The organism is Pseudomonas sp. 10S4 (genome assembly GCF_034344865.1).
Taxonomy (GTDB): Bacteria; Pseudomonadota; Gammaproteobacteria; order Pseudomonadales; family Pseudomonadaceae; genus Aquipseudomonas.
In genome coordinates this window covers 4,673,011-4,687,014 of record NZ_CP133774.1, presented here as the reverse complement: position 1 = coordinate 4,687,014, position 14,004 = coordinate 4,673,011, and the positions used below count along the sequence as shown (strand labels likewise).

Below are 14,004 nucleotides of genomic sequence, written 5' to 3'. Positions count from 1 at the left end.
CGCTGCGCAGCCCAACGGGAGCAAGCTCCCTCGCCACAGGTTATTCAGCGTTCGCTCTGTTTGTTAACTGGCTGACTCACACAACCTGACTTAACGGCTCAGAGGTTGAATGCTCGAGGCGCTTCATGCGTCCATCTGCACCACTTCGATCCCCAGCCGTCGATAAGACTCGATATCGCCCGAGGCCACATGACGCTCGGTGATCAGCGTATGGATGCGCCCGCAAGGCGCGACAACAAAGGGTTCTACCGCACCCAGCTTGTCCGCCGTGGTGACGGCCACCACATGGGCAGCGCTGTCGAGCATCGCCTGCTTCACCGGCACCTCATCGAAATGCAGCGAGCTGATGCCGACGTCGGGGTGAATCGCGCACACACCGGTGAACACCAGATCAGCCTTGATGCCCTGAAGCAATCGCAGGGTTTCATGCCCACTCGCCGACATCGTGGCCGGGTTGAGCTGACCGCCGGCCAGAATCACTTTGATGCCTTTGTATTCGGCCAGGGTGATCGCGATCATCGGTGAAGCCGTGACCGCAGTGATGGTGATGTCTGCTGGCAGCGACCGGGCGATCTGCAGCGTCGTGGAGCCGGAATCGAACATCACAATCTGGCCATCCTGCACGCGCCGGGCAGCAAATTGCGCGAGGTTCGTTTTCACCTCATCGGTTTCGCCGACCCGGGTGAAGAAGTCCTTGCCGGTGTCCTTGGGTCGCGGCAGCGCCCGCCATGCACCCGCTGCACCAGGCCGGCGTTGTCCAGTTCTGCCAGATCGCGGCGGATGGTGTCTTCGGACACAGCGAAATGCTGACTGAGCTCGGACGCCATGACCTTGCCGTCACGCTCCAGGATCAACAGGATTTTCTGCCGACGCAACGAAGGAAGCTCGGCGATGGAATGCTGACCTTGCATGGTAATGCCTGCTTTTGCGGGTTTATGCGAGATTAGCCAAAGCGCCAGGCAAACACAATCCAGCTGCACCACCCGATTAATTTCCCGCGCCTCAGTCTCAGCTAAGTTTCGGCCCGTAGCCTCTCCCTCACGCACTTAAAGCACTTGCTCAGGAGAGACAATCCAGATGAATCCGACCCTAGCCGGCTGGCTCAACAAAGTCCCCGAGGTCACCCTGTCGTTCTGGGTGATCAAGATCATGTCCACCACCGTGGGCGAAACCGGCGCCGATTTCCTGGCCGTCGATGCCGGCTTCGGTGCGGGCTGGACCAGTATCGGCATGGCGGTCCTGTTGGCGATCGCGCTGTTCTGCCAACTGCGGACCAAGGCCTATACACCCTGGATTTACTGGTTGACCGTGGTGCTGGTGAGCATCGTCGGCACGCAGATCACTGACATCCTGACCGACAAGCTCGACGTCAGCCTGTACACCAGCACGGCGATTTTTTCGGTGCTGCTGGCGGTCAACTTTTGGGTCTGGTACCGGGTGGAACACAGCCTGTCGATCCGCGAAATCGTCACGCCACGGCGCGAGCTGTTCTATTGGGCAACCGTACTTTGCACCTTTGCCCTCGGCACCGCGGCAGGTGACCTGGCCACCGAAGCACTGGGATTGGGTTTCACCCTCGGCGCGGTAATTTTCGGCGCGCTGATCGCCGCCACCCTGTTGGCCTGGCGCTTGGGCGGCAATGTGGTGCTGACCTTCTGGATCGCCTACATCCTGACCCGCCCATTCGGTGCGTCCCTGGGCGACTTGCTGACCCAGGCCAAAACCTATGGCGGCCTCGGCATGGGTGCCATGTGGACCAGCGCGCTGTTCCTCTGCGTCATCGTCATTCTGGTCGCCGTAGCGCAAATGAGCGTCGGCAATCGTAAAGCAATCACTCAATAACTCATTCAAAAGCCATTAAGGAATCACCATGCGCCACGTTCAAAACCTCATTCGTCACGTGTGCATTGTCTCGGCCATTTTCATGCTGAGCATCGCCACCGGTTGCTCGAAACCGGCCGACAAACCCAAGGCCGATACGACTTCGGCGGTCGAGATGACCCAGGGTTCGGCCTCTAAACTCGGCGACTTGTCCGAGTTCCGCAACATCGCCGCCGACGTTGCCGGCCTGGTCGACAAAAACGATCTGCCCGCCGCCAAGGCCCGCATCAAGGACCTGGAAACCTCCTGGGACTCGGCAGAAGCCGGCATCAAGCCCCGCGCCGCGAGCGACTGGCACGTGGTAGACAAAGCCATCGACCGCGCCCTCGATGCCGTGCGTGCCAGCAGCCCGAAGCAGAGTGACTGCAAAGCTGCGATGGATGACTTGCTGAAGGCTTTCGACTCGATGAAAGGGAAGCAGTAACCGGGCACAGATGCTTCAATACAGGCGCGCGGGTCATGACCCTCGCGCCTTTTTTTGCCGGAGCGGGACATGCGGATACTGCTGGTCGAAGACGACCCGATGATTGGCGATGCAATCCACGGTGCACTGAACGATGCGAGTTATGCCGCCGACTGGGTGAAGAACGGCCTCACCGCCCTGGCGGCGCTGGAGACTCAACACTACGACCTGGTGCTGCTCGACCTCGGTTTGCCCGGCAAGGACGGCCTCGACGTGTTGACCCGCATTCGCGCCAACAACAATCCCGTGCCGTTACTGATCATCACCGCCCGAGACAGCCTCGACGACCGGCTGCGCGGCCTCGATGGCGGTGCAGACGACTACCTGCTCAAACCCTTCGACATGGCCGAGTTGCTGGCGCGCATGCGCGCGGTTTTAAGGCGCAAGGGCGGCAGCGCCCTGTCCGTGCTCGACAACGGCGTGGTGTCGCTGGACTTGGTCAGCAAAGAAGCCTCGACCGCAGAGAGTCCCGGCGTGCAGCTTTCGGCCCGCGAGTTCGCCCTGCTGCAGGCGTTGTTGATCCGGCCGGGCGCGATCCTTTCGCGCAGCGAACTCGAAGACCGCCTCTATGGCTGGGGCAATGAAGTGGAAAGCAACGCCGTGGAGTTTTTGATCCATGCATTGCGGCGCAAGTTGGGTAGCCAAGTCATCAAGAACGTTAGGGGTGTGGGATGGATGGTTTCAAAAAACGCTTGAGCGAATCGGTACAACTCAGGCTGTCCGTCACCCTGTCGCTGGCGATCCTGATCGTCGCGATTGTGGCCGGTGTCTTTGCGTTCATTTCCGCGTTCGACGAAGCCCACGAAATGCAGGATGACACCTTGCGCCAGGTGGCCGTGCTGTTTGATCGGCAACACATGACGCTGAAATATCCCGAAGGCAAAGGCATTGCCGGCGACGATGAAGAATCCCGACTGATTATTCAGCACCTGGCCGATGGCAACAAAGCCTCCGGTAACGATGACGACACTGCACCGCTGCCCTTCCCGACGACGCTGGCCGATGGCTTGTCCACGGTGAATGTCGGCGGCGAAGCGTTTCGCGTGCTGGTCAGGACCACCGCCCGTGGCGAACGCATTGCCGTTGGCCAGGAAACCGGCGCCCGTGACAAGGACGCCCGCGAAAGTGCCTGGCGCAGTCTGCTGCCGTTTTTGATTTTATTTCCGGTGCTGTTGCTGGTGGTCGGCGACCTGGTGCGCAAGCTGTTTCGACCCATCGCGACACTCTCTTCTGAAATCGATCAGCGCGCCGAGCAGGAACTGCATCCAATCAACGAAAGCCATTTGCCGACCGAGATCCGGCCCTTTGTGGTGGCGATCAATCGCTTGCTCGAACGTGTGGCGAATGCGATGGAAACCCAGCGCCGCTTCGTCGCCGACGCAGCCCACGAACTTCGATCACCGCTGACCGCCCTCTCCTTGCAGGCCGAACGCCTGTCTGGCGCCGATATGTCGGCCGTGGCCCATGAGCGTCTGGTGCCATTGCGCCGGGGCATTGAGCGCGGCAGAAACCTGATTGATCAACTGCTGACCCTGGCCAAGGTGCAAGCCGAAACCAGCGCGCCGACGTCGCCGGTTTCGGTGCATGAGGTCTATCGTCGGGTGCTGGAAGATCTGTTGCCGCTGGCCGATATAAAACACCTCGACGTTGGCGTCGAGGGTGAGCAGGACGTGCGGGTGCTGATCAACGAAATGGACCTGATGACACTGGTCAAGAACCTGGTGGACAACGCGATCCGCTATACACCGGAGGGTGGCCGGATTGACCTTTCTGTGGTCATGGATAACGGTACGGCGCTGCTGCAGATCAAGGACTCGGGGCCAGGGATCGCGGTGGAAGAGCGAGCGCGGGTGTTTGATCCGTTTTATCGCAGCCTGGGGACCGATGAGGCTGGGTCCGGGCTGGGGTTGTCCATTGTTCAGGCGATTGCGCAGCGTACCGGGGCACGGGTTAGCCTGGGCTTCGCCGATGAGGTACAAAACCGCGGTTTGCGTGTGTCGGTGTGGTTAAACGTAGCCAACGGATGACCGCAGGCTAATCGGCTGGACGAGTTGCAGGAACGCTCGGCCGAACATAGTAATGGTCGAATTCAGCGCTTTCCACGAATTGGAAGCCATGGCGGATGTAGAAGCGGTTGGAAGCGCTTTCCTTGAGCGCGCCCACCCTGACAGGCAGCGCGGCTGCATCCGCCTCTTTGAAAACATGAGCAAGAACAGCGGCGCCAATCCCTGATCCCTGCGCCCCCGGTTTCACATACAAGTGATCAAGCAGCAGTTCATTGAGGTGATGCTTGACCACCACAAAACCAACCCGCTCACCGGCCACTTCGATGTGACGTGTGCTAGTGGGGTCAAAGCCGCTGGCAAAACGTTCACGCGCACGCACCGGATCAAATCGCCCGACGCGCTCGAGGCTTTCGCGCATGGCCTCAATTCGAATGGCGACAAGTGGGTCCAGGTCGTTTTGTTGAGCAGGGACCAGAACAAGCGACGGATTTTGATCAGGTGATACGGGCATCATTTGCGCTCTGACTATCATGATGGGCAGCCAGTATCGTGCAAAACTCCTGAGCGCAACAGCCAGATAACCGCATCCTCAGTTGTTCGCCACCTGAGCCACATTGCCCGAGGTCACCAACGCTTTGAGCGACGCATCGAACTGCTTCAAGGCGTTCACTTGCAATGCGGTTTGCTGGTCGATCTGCGCAGCAATCTCCGACGCTGCTTTGCCGTGAACCCATACCGAAGGCATTTTCTGTTCACGGGAGCCTTCGGCCTGGCCGATGTATTGCAGGTTCGAATCGTAGAACTTGGCGAGGAACCGTGCTTCGACCTGATCATTGCGTTTGCTGACCAGACGGCTGTAGGTGTCAAGCATCACCACCACGTCCGGGTGCGCTTGCACCAGTGCGTCGAGGTTGTCGTAGACGGTCACCGAGGCGAATTCTTTTTGCAGCGAACTCATCAGCCAGTTGATCGCCAGTTTCGGATCAGAGCTGCTGACGAACGCGTTGCTGATGCGCGAATCGAGTGCAGGGTTCTTGCTGCCGTTCACCGCAACAGAATGGTAACGCTCAAGGTATTCGATAGTGTTGACGGTGTTTTCGCTGTAGAGCACACCCACCGACTGGGAATGCTTCAGGTTGGCGCTGCTGTCGCCCATCGGCAGGAAATGGCAGGCTTGTGGGTCGCCAGCGTAGGCCGGGGCGGTGGCGGCAAAACCGCTGGTCAGTACGGCGATAAGGGCCAAAACAGTTGAGATTCTCATCGCGCAGGTTCCTTCAGAAGCGAGATCGGTATAGCGCTATCCTCCTCCGTTGCTGGAAAAACGAAACTCGCTTTTTTGATGATGACTATCGATTGGACGAATGGTTGGCGAAGGGGCGAGTACTGGGTGGGGCGATGGCAGTCATGTCTGCCTCGTGCGAAACTCCACCGACTTATAAATCACGGATGGTGTTGAAATGGTGCATTTGCTTGCGGTCTCAGGAAGTCTGCGCCAGGCCTCTTCCAACTCGATTTTGCTACGTGCAACCGAGCTTTTGCGCCCCAAAGGGGTCTTGATCACGCATTACGAAGGGATCGGTGAGCTACCGCACTTCAACCCGGACTTGATTGAACATCCTCCTGAGAAAATCCTGGAATTACACTCGATTATCGCCCAGGCCGATGGGCTTCTGATTTCATGCCCGGAATACGCTCGAGGGATTCCGGGCTCGTTCAAAAATATGCTCGATTGGCTCGTCAGCAGTGAAGCCTTCCCGGGCAAATCGGTCGCACTTTTCAACGCCTCGCCCAGAGCCAGCCATGCGCAGGCCGCACTGCGGCTGGTTTTAGATACGATGTCAGCTCGCCTCATTGAGGAAGCGTCAATTACGGTTAACCTCCTGTCCACCCAGTTGAGTGCCGAAAGCATTGCCGATGATCCTGTGATGGGCCCACAGATCAGTACGGCGCTTGGGGCTTTCCAAAAACACCTCGAAAATCAGGGTCTTTAATGCCGAAGGACTTGAGGTAAACGGAAGATCAGGAAGGTTTCGAATAGCAGCGACAGCTTTTTCGATGTGCTGATTCAAACCCGGTCATTTGTCGTTGCGTACATTTCACTCCAGCGAGAGGAGTCCTGCCTCAACTCAAACAAAAAAGCGTCTTGCGCAATACATATGGATATCCGTATATTCGGATTTCCACACATTACAGGCAGCCCCATGCTCAGCCCTCCAGCCATCTACAAATGCCTGTCCGACGAGACCCGCGCCCGCGCCACCCTTCTGATCACCCGTGAAGGCGAGCTATGCGTCTGCGAGCTGGTCTGTGCCCTGGACGACAGTCAGCCGAAGATCTCTCGTCACCTGGCACAACTGCGGGCGTGCGGCTTGCTGCTTGATCGACGCCAGGGGCAATGGGTGTATTACCGACTCAATCCCGAACTGCCTGCCTGGGTACGCGCTGTCCTTGAGACCACGCTGCAAGCCAACGCCGACTGGCTTGAAGAAAACAGCGCCCGGCTCAGACAGATGGGCGACCGGCCTCTCAATACTGCAGCGTGCTGCTGACTCTCTTACTCATCGAGCGTTCTCATGTTGGCTGCGGTTTCGATTTTTCTATTCACCATTGTCTTGGTCATCTGGCAACCCAAGGGCTTGGGCGTTGGCTGGAGTGCATCGTTGGGTGCCATTCTGGCGCTGGCCACAGGCGTGGTGACGCTGGACGACATTCCACTGGTGTGGGGCATTGTCTGGAACGCGACCGCCACGTTTATCGCGGTCATCATCATTAGTTTGTTGCTGGATGAAGCGGGCTTCTTTCAGTGGGCTGCTTTGCATGTGGCGCGTTGGGCCAAAGGCGATGGTCGTCGCCTGTTCGCTTTTACGGTACTGCTTGGCGCCGCCGTATCAGCCCTGTTTGCCAATGACGGCGCAGCACTGATTCTGACCCCGATTGTTATCTCGATGCTGATCGCGATGCGCTTTTCGCCGGCTTCTACGTTGGCGTTTGTCATGGCCGCTGGCTTTATCGCCGATACGGCCAGCCTGCCGCTGGTGGTGTCGAATCTGGTCAACATTGTTTCGGCCGACTACTTCGGCCTGGGCTTCAGCGAGTACGCCTCGGTGATGGTGCCGGTCAACCTCGTGGCAGTGGCTGCCACGCTGGGCGCGCTGTACGTGTTTTTCCGGAGCGATATACCGCGCAGCTACAACGTCCAAGAGCTTCAAGATCCGCGTCTCGCGGTGCGAGACCCGCTGACGTTTCGAGTCGGCTGGTGTGTGTTGGTCGTGTTACTGGTCGGCCTGTTTGCACTGGAGCCGCTGGGCATTCCCATCAGTGCGATTGCCGCCGTCTGTGCTGCCGCGCTGTTCGCCGTGGCTGCACGCGGCCATGTGATTTCGACGCGGTGGGTGTTGCGCGAGGCGCCGTGGCAAGTGGTGATCTTTTCGCTGGGCATGTACCTGGTTGTTTATGGACTGAAAAACGCAGGCCTGACCCTCTACCTGACCACAGCCCTGAACTACCTGGCCAACTACGGCGTGTGGGGCGCCGCGCTGGGAACCGGCTTTCTGACGGCAGCGCTGTCCTCGGGCATGAACAACATGCCCACGGTACTGGTGGGCGCGCTGTCCATTCAGGCGAGCGACGCCACTGGCGTGGTGCGCGACGCCATGATCTACGCCAACGTCATCGGCTGTGACCTGGGACCAAAAATCACCCCGATCGGTAGCCTGGCGACGCTCCTCTGGCTGCACGTTCTAGAACGTAAAGGCCTGCGTATTACCTGGGGCTACTACTTCAAGGTCGGTGTCGTGCTGACCGTGCCAATCCTGTTCATCACCTTATCCGCCCTGGCCCTGCGCCTCGGCTTGTCCGCCTGACAAAAGGAGTCTCCATGCGCATTCTGTTCATGTGTACCGCCAATAGCTGCCGCAGCATCCTGTCCGAAGCGATGTTCAATCACCTGGCGCCAGAAGGTTTCGAGGCGGTCAGCGCCGGCAGCTTTCCCAAGGGCCAGGTCTTGCCGCGTAGCCTGACCACACTGCAAGAAGCCGGCATCGCCATTGATGGCTTGAGCAGCAAAGGCAATGACGCCTTCGAGGGCAACCCACCGGACATCGTCATCACCGTCTGCGACAAGGCCGCCGGTGAGGCCTGCCCCGTGTATTTCGGGCCGGCGTTGAAAGCCCACTGGGGACTGGAAGATCCGTCGGAGGTCACGGGTGACGAAGCGGCCGTATCCGCCGCCTTTCACTCGACCCTGGCGCGAATCGAAACCCGTTGCCGGGCGTTTCTGGCACTGCCCTTCGCCCAACTTGATCGCGATGCGCTGAAGCGTGAACTCGACCGCATCGGCACGCTGTAACTGGAGCGCCTCATGACTCACCCGCTGCCCAACCTCGACCCATCACTGACTCAACCCATCGCCACCGATCAAAACGGCCAGCACAAACCCCGGATTTTGCTGTTGTACGGTTCAACCCGCGCCCGCTCTTTCAGTCGATTGCTGGTCGAGGAAGCGGCGCGTTTGCTCGAACACTTCGGCGCCGAGACGCGGATTTTCAATCCATCCGGTCTGCCGCTCCCGGACGACGCACCGAACGACCACCCGAAAGTCCAGGAACTGCTGGAACTGATGCAGTGGTCGCAAGGCCAGGTTTGGTGCTCACCGGAGCGCCACGGCTCCATGTCTGCGGTGTTCAAGGCTCAAATAGACTGGGTGCCGCTGGCCATTGGCGCGATTCGCCCGACCCAGGGCAAGACCCTGGCGGTGATGCAGGTGTGTGGCGGTTCGCAATCCTTCAACGTCGTTAATCAACTTCGCGTGCTGGGGCGCTGGATGCGGATGTTCACCATCCCCAATCAATCCTCGGTCCCGAAGGCCTATCTGGAATTTGACGAAGGCAACCGCATGAAACCCTCAGCGCTCTATGACCGGGTTGTGGACGTGATGGAGGAGCTGGTGAAGTTCACGCTGCTGCTTCGGGATCGTCCGGATCTGGTTGACCGCTATTCGGAGCGCAAGGAGTCAGCTGAAGAACTGACCCGGCGCGTGAATCAGCGGTCGATTTGATGAGGAAATCGGGATTGGAGCAGCGCTTTCAGGACACAACTTGGCGAGTCTACGCCTTTGCAGCGTGCGACAAAGGTATGGGGAGAGTTGAACAGGTCCTGTGGTGCAATGAAAACCTGTGGCGAGGGAGCTTGCTCCCGCCGGGCTGCGTAGCGGCCCTTGAAGGCGGTTGCTGCGCAACCGAACGGGAGCAAGCTCCCTCGCCACAAGGTTTGGCGTAGCGCTTAAGAGCGTAGAACTCCGATCGCCCGCCGATACTTCTCGATCCGTTCCAGATCTTCCCAGGACGGTTGCGCAATCCGGGACAGGTCGCTGTTCTCTTCCAGATCCGCGAGTTTGACCACCCGGCCAATCGGGTTCAACGCCGCACGCTCGACGAATGCCTCATAGGATTCCCCCGGCACCTTGGTGACCGAGGCAATGGCCGTCAGCACCGTTTCGCTGAAGCCTTCTTGCCGCAAGTCTTCGAGGCTGATGCCGGTGTCTTCAACCACGTCATGCAGCACCGCGACGATCCGCTCTTCCAGGGTGTTGACCCGCAGCATGACTTTCAGCGGATGCAGGATGTAAGGCGCCCCGCCCTTGTCGACCTGTCCCGCATGGGCGGCAGCAGCGATGGCAATGGCTCGTTCCAGGGTCTGGGTCATCTTGGTGCTCCTCGGGTTAAACGTCGTAGCGGCCTAAAGCTTGTAGGTCAGATACCGACCGCGCCCGGTTTTCTTGGCCTGGTACATCACTCGATCAGCGGCCAGCAACAGTTTATCGGCAGAACTCTGCCCGTCTCCCAGCGCGATACCAATCGAAACGCCGACGATGCACACCGAGCCGGAGATAAAAAACGGCGCGGCCAAGGCATCGATGCATTGCGTCGCCACGCGGGTCAATGTCTCTTCGGCATTGTCGCCGAGGTCATTGAGCAGCACCACAAACTCGTCTCCGCCGATGCGGGCCAGGGTATCGCTCACTCGCACGACAGCTGAAAAACGCCGCGCTACCTGCCGCAGAACCTCATCGCCAGCCTCGTGCCCGAGGGAATCGTTGATGTGCTTGAACCCATCAAGGTCCATAAACAACAAGCCCACCTGCGTCTGGTTGCGTTGTGCCTGGGCCAACACCAGCCTAAGCCGGCCGGAAAGATAATGCCGGTTGGTTAACCCTGTCAGGGTGTCGTGATGCGCGATCTTTTTCAGTTCGTCCTGCTTGTCATTCAACTTGACCAGCAAACGATTGAACGCCGAGATCAAGTGCCCGACTTCATCATCCCGAACAACCGCCAACGGCGCGTGCGGCAATTCATCTCGGGTCATGCGGTCCGCCTGGGCGGCAGCACTAAACAGATGACGAAAGACAAAGTACAAACCGATGGAGGCGAACGTGGCAAAAAACAGAATCGATAAAAACGCACCCTTGATCAAAAAGTGCTGGGTTCGATCCACGGTGGCAAACGCTTCGCTGGTCGGCAAACGGGCAACTATGAACCAACCGGCGCTTGGGACAGAAGCCATCGCCGCCACCTCCTCGACACCCTTGGCGTTGAGCGTTATCCCGGCGCCGCGAAACCCGGCCATGGCTCGATCGTGCAGCGCATTGATGCCGGGAGACGACGTTGGCTTGAGCTGCACATTCAGTGTCGAGGTGTCGACAAACAACTTGCTGTCCGGGAACACCAACAGGAAATCACTGGCGGCGTCGCCCACGCGGCTTTGAAGCAACGAATCAAGCAGCCCTGAAGCACCCAGCGCGGTCACGCCAACCAGCACAGCCTGGACCTCACCGCCGGCATCCTTGATGGGCGCCGACATCGGCAGGATCGGTGCTTTAGTGGCGCGCCCCATCCTCGGCTGTCCGATAAACGGACGCCCCGCCAACCCCGCCTGAATGTAATCACCGTCAGGGTAATCGGTATCCAGGACGGGATAGTTCGCAAGTAAACGCCTTTTTGTGTTCACGATGAACAAGTCTGCGGTGAACAGCGTTTGGTCGTCGTAATGCTCTTTCAGCCACGCTTTCAGCCGTTCGGGCTGCGTCAGGAGATCAGCCGGGACGGTGGCGGCAAGATGCTCCAACAACTGCTGGCGCTGAACAATTTTGTTATCGATATCGCGGGCGACGTAAGTGGCCAGCGTTAACTGCTGGCCCTCCACCACTGCGCTCAAATCTTCGCGCAAGAAGTTGGTCAACACGTAATAGCGCACCACGGCACCGAAAATGACGATGCACAACGCCAATATCAGCAGTCGCGTGACGATGCTGTTACCGATGCGGGCGAGATTCAGGGGCGCGTGATGATGTTTTGGCATCACCGGAGTGTATCCGAGAGTGCCGCGCTTTGGAGGGGTTTTCCGGTAGCGTTGCAGCCCCCGTTCAGGTCAGCGCTCACTTCGCAATTGCTCTTCAAGCCACCCGATCAGCGCGCGCACCTCAAGCCGACCTTCCCCACCCTGGTGCCTGAAAACCGATATCGCCTCCGGTAACGGGCTGGAAACGTTATTTTTCAATGCGTGCCCGTTTCGTCAACCTTCAGCCTGCACAGGTCGCAGCGGCCCTGTTGGTCGAGCCGCAAGGCGTATTTGAGTGGTGGGCCGCGTCGATGCACCATCGTGATCTCGATGACAACACCTCGGAGTTGATCTACACCTTTAGCGTACATTTACGGTCGCGTTAGCTGGAATGGTTGCCCGACTCGCTGGCCAACCGTCTTTTCGAACATGAAACCCGCCAGCGCTTTGTCGCGATGGCTGAGTATTTACGGGCCAACGCGCACCGTTTGACGCTTGCAGAACAACAATAAAACAGGAGTTGAAAATGTCTGAACTGAACTTGCACCCTAACGCCGCGGAGTCCCTGAAGCAGTGGCACCACATGATCAGCACCGGGAACTTGAAAGCCCTGCCCGAATTACTGGACCCGCAAGCGGTGTTCCGCTCGCCCATGGCGCACACGCCTTACCCGGGCGCGAACGTGGTTGCGATGATTCTCGCAACAGTGCTCGACGTCTTCGAGAATTTTGAATACCACCGCGAATTGGCGACGGCGGACGGGTTGAATGTCGTGCTGGAATTCAGCGCGACGGTTGGCGGCAAAGAGCTGAAAGGGATAGACATGATCCAGTTCAACGAAGAAGGAAAAATCGTTGAATTTGAAGTCATGGTCCGTCCGCTGAGCGGCTTGCAGGCGTTGGGCGCAGAAATGGGCCAGCGTCTTGGCGCCTACCTGGCCGCCAGTAAAGCCTGACCGATTTCTATCATCCCTGTGGGAGCGGGCTTGCTCGCGAAGGCAGTGTGTCAGTCATCATCAATGCTAAAGACACACCGCCTTCGCGAGCAAGCCCGCTCCCACAGGGGGTCGTGGGTACTTCAAAAAGTGTATCTGCCCCTTTTGCTCTAAGCCTGGCTTTGACTCAGGCCACTATTGCGGTCCAGCCCCCGCTGCACACACCAGGCCAATGGCAGTGTCAGCAACAGAATCGCCGCCAGCGTCATCACCGCTACCGGGATCCCGGTAGCATCCCCCAGGCGCCCAAACAACACCGGCGCCAGCGCCCCGCCACCGATGGTGCCGGTGTAGAACAGTGCGAAGGCGTGTTCACGTTTGTCTGCATTCGATAACTCCGGCACCACGCCGTAGAGCACCGACGATGTGCCGTTCAACGCCAGCCCTAGCAGCGGCAACATCACCATCATGCTGGTCAGCGGCAAATAAACCACCAGAACGATCAATAGTGCGGTCGCGGATTCCGTCAGCCACACGGTTTTCATCATGCCGATACGTGCGCCCAGATAGCCGCACAGCAACTTGCCGAATGCGCCGCCCACGAATAACAACGCCAACGCCAGACCGATACCCGCCGTCCCGGCACCTTTACTCGTCAACAGAAAGGGCAAGAAGGTGAGAAACCCCATCCGTACCGCGCTGTCCAGGATGCCGGTCACCAGCAGTGCCCGCAACCCGCCGACCGAGCCGTTCCCGGCCGACACCTTGGGGGCTTTCTTCAAACGGGAGGCTGGCACGCCGCGCGCCGCAATCAACCACCCCAACAACCCAGCGGCAGCCAGGCCCAGCAAACCCATCAGCGTCACGCTGGTGCGCCAGCTGACGACCGTCAGCAATACGCCGACCAGTGCCGGTATCAGCATCTTGCCGATGTCGCCGGCAAAGTTGTATTGCGACAAGGCCTCCTTGACCCCGCCGCCCGCCTCGAAAGTATCACTGACCATCGAAGACGCCAGTGGATGCTGGGTACTCGCGCCCAACCCACCCAACATCAGGGCCAGCAACAGCAACGGCAACCCATCCGCCAGCCCCACACACAGATAAGCCACCCCAACCAGTGCTGTTCCGCCCACCAGCAGGCGTCCGCGCCCCCAACGTTTGGCCGCACGGCTCGCCAACAGCTGCATGCTGGCCATCACCCCGGAATAGGCGCCGCGCAACAGCCCGACCTGCGCGAAGCTCAGGCCAAACTGCAACTGCCAAAGGGGCAGCAACACGTAGATAACGTCGGTCAAACCATCATGCACGGCGTGCGCGCTGCAAGCCGCCAGTAAAGATCGGCGACGCATGGAGGCATCGGCGGGTTGTGACGCGGGCAAGGACAT

The 14,004-nt window shown here is 59.1% G+C and carries 15 protein-coding genes and 2 pseudogenes; 11 read left to right on the top strand and 6 right to left on the bottom strand.

What is annotated here, in order from left to right; all coding sequences use genetic code 11:
* Window positions 1-123: 123 nt before the first annotated feature.
* Window positions 124-911, bottom strand: a pseudogene (locus tag RHM58_RS22040) (DeoR/GlpR family DNA-binding transcription regulator).
* Window positions 912-1,077: 166 nt separating this feature from the next.
* Between RHM58_RS22040 and RHM58_RS22035 the strand changes: the two are divergent.
* The 4 genes from RHM58_RS22035 to RHM58_RS22020 all read left to right on the top strand — a co-directional run bounded on the left by RHM58_RS22035 (window position 1,078) and on the right by RHM58_RS22020 (window position 4,371).
* A complete protein-coding gene (locus tag RHM58_RS22035) occupies window positions 1,078-1,842 on the top strand; it encodes a hypothetical protein (protein ID WP_201256666.1) in 765 nt (254 codons plus the stop codon).
* Between the two features lie 28 nt (window positions 1,843-1,870).
* Window positions 1,871-2,305, top strand: coding sequence for a hypothetical protein (locus RHM58_RS22030; RefSeq protein WP_201256665.1), 435 nt, complete (start codon window positions 1,871-1,873; stop codon window positions 2,303-2,305).
* 69 nt (window positions 2,306-2,374) lie between these two features.
* Entirely contained in the window at window positions 2,375-3,040 is a 666-nt protein-coding gene (locus RHM58_RS22025; RefSeq protein ID WP_201256664.1) for a response regulator, read from the top strand.
* On the top strand, window positions 3,016-4,371 hold the full coding sequence (locus RHM58_RS22020) for an ATP-binding protein (RefSeq protein WP_201256663.1): 1,356 nt from the start codon (window positions 3,016-3,018) through the stop codon (window positions 4,369-4,371). Before RHM58_RS22025 ends, RHM58_RS22020 begins: the two co-directional genes overlap by 25 nt.
* Window positions 4,372-4,378: 7 nt before the next feature.
* Here RHM58_RS22020 and RHM58_RS22015 read toward each other — a convergent pair whose 3' ends face one another.
* Entirely contained in the window at window positions 4,379-4,861 is a 483-nt protein-coding gene (locus RHM58_RS22015) for a GNAT family N-acetyltransferase (protein WP_322270881.1), read from the bottom strand.
* Between the two features lie 78 nt (window positions 4,862-4,939).
* The gene (locus RHM58_RS22010) at window positions 4,940-5,611 is read right to left on the bottom strand and encodes an ATPase (protein WP_201256661.1); all 672 of its coding nucleotides are present in this window, start codon (window positions 5,609-5,611) and stop codon (window positions 4,940-4,942) included.
* Window positions 5,612-5,807: 196 nt separating this feature from the next.
* Here RHM58_RS22010 and RHM58_RS22005 point away from each other — a divergent pair, with 196 nt between their 5' ends.
* The 5 genes from RHM58_RS22005 (at window position 5,808) to arsH (ending at window position 9,406) form a co-directional block, all read left to right on the top strand.
* Window positions 5,808-6,341 carry an NADPH-dependent FMN reductase gene (locus tag RHM58_RS22005; protein ID WP_322268183.1) on the top strand — a complete coding sequence of 178 codons (534 nt, stop codon included), beginning with the start codon at window positions 5,808-5,810 and terminating at the stop codon, window positions 6,339-6,341.
* 210 nt (window positions 6,342-6,551) lie between these two features.
* Window positions 6,552-6,899, top strand: a complete 348-nt coding sequence (locus RHM58_RS22000; protein ID WP_201256659.1) for a metalloregulator ArsR/SmtB family transcription factor — start codon at window positions 6,552-6,554, stop codon at window positions 6,897-6,899.
* Window positions 6,900-6,923: 24 nt separating this feature from the next.
* Window positions 6,924-8,213: an arsenic transporter gene (locus RHM58_RS21995; RefSeq protein ID WP_322268182.1), complete on the top strand. Its 1,290-nt coding sequence runs from the start codon at window positions 6,924-6,926 to the stop codon at window positions 8,211-8,213.
* 14 nt (window positions 8,214-8,227) lie between these two features.
* Window positions 8,228-8,698: an arsenate reductase ArsC gene (locus tag RHM58_RS21990; protein ID WP_201256657.1), complete on the top strand. Its 471-nt coding sequence runs from the start codon at window positions 8,228-8,230 to the stop codon at window positions 8,696-8,698.
* A gap of 12 nt (window positions 8,699-8,710) precedes the next feature.
* A complete protein-coding gene (gene arsH / locus RHM58_RS21985; protein ID WP_322268181.1) occupies window positions 8,711-9,406 on the top strand; it encodes an arsenical resistance protein ArsH in 696 nt (231 codons plus the stop codon).
* Between the two features lie 224 nt (window positions 9,407-9,630).
* Here arsH and RHM58_RS21980 read toward each other — a convergent pair whose 3' ends face one another.
* On the bottom strand, window positions 9,631-10,053 hold the full coding sequence (locus RHM58_RS21980) for an HD domain-containing protein (RefSeq protein ID WP_201256655.1): 423 nt from the start codon (window positions 10,051-10,053) through the stop codon (window positions 9,631-9,633).
* A gap of 33 nt (window positions 10,054-10,086) precedes the next feature.
* Window positions 10,087-11,706 carry a sensor domain-containing diguanylate cyclase gene (locus tag RHM58_RS21975; RefSeq protein WP_322268180.1) on the bottom strand — a complete coding sequence of 540 codons (1,620 nt, stop codon included), beginning with the start codon at window positions 11,704-11,706 and terminating at the stop codon, window positions 10,087-10,089.
* A gap of 176 nt (window positions 11,707-11,882) precedes the next feature.
* Between RHM58_RS21975 and RHM58_RS21970 the strand changes: the two are divergent.
* Window positions 11,883-12,197: pseudogene (locus RHM58_RS21970) on the top strand (hypothetical protein); the annotation flags it as partial.
* Window positions 12,198-12,211: 14 nt separating this feature from the next.
* Window positions 12,212-12,640: a nuclear transport factor 2 family protein gene (locus tag RHM58_RS21965; RefSeq protein ID WP_322268178.1), complete on the top strand. Its 429-nt coding sequence runs from the start codon at window positions 12,212-12,214 to the stop codon at window positions 12,638-12,640.
* Between the two features lie 149 nt (window positions 12,641-12,789).
* Here RHM58_RS21965 and RHM58_RS21960 read toward each other — a convergent pair whose 3' ends face one another.
* Window positions 12,790-14,004: an MFS transporter gene (locus RHM58_RS21960; RefSeq protein ID WP_322270880.1), complete on the bottom strand. Its 1,215-nt coding sequence runs from the start codon at window positions 14,002-14,004 to the stop codon at window positions 12,790-12,792.